This is a genomic window from Pantoea sp. SIMBA_079, from assembly GCF_046940275.1.
GTDB classification, from domain to species: Bacteria; Pseudomonadota; Gammaproteobacteria; order Enterobacterales; family Enterobacteriaceae; genus Pantoea; species Pantoea borealis.
This window is the reverse complement of sequence record NZ_JAWRYR010000718.1, coordinates 1-247: the sequence shown is the minus strand read 5'-3', so window position 1 is coordinate 247 and position 247 is coordinate 1. Positions and strand designations below refer to the sequence as shown.

Sequence of the window (247 nt, the reverse complement as noted above, 5' to 3'; positions counted from 1 at the left end):
CGGTCGTCGCGGTGCTCGATACCGGCATCGCGAGCCACAGTGACCTCAACGGGAACATCCTGCCGGGCTACGACTTCATCATCGACACCGCGGTCGCCGGCGACGGCAACGGCCGCGATTCGAATCCGGCCGATCCGGGCGACTACTACGGCGGCCGCGCGTCGAGCTGGCACGGCACGCATGTCGCGGGCACGGTCGCGGCGGTCACCAACAACGGGGTCGGCGTGGCCGGGACCGCGCCGCTCGC

1 protein-coding gene is annotated in these 247 nt (G+C 71.7%); it reads left to right on the top strand.

All coding sequences use genetic code 11. From position 1 onward, the window contains the following. On the top strand, nucleotides 1-247 hold a 247-nt coding region (locus SB719_RS21825; RefSeq protein ID WP_412159984.1), incomplete at both ends, for a S8 family serine peptidase.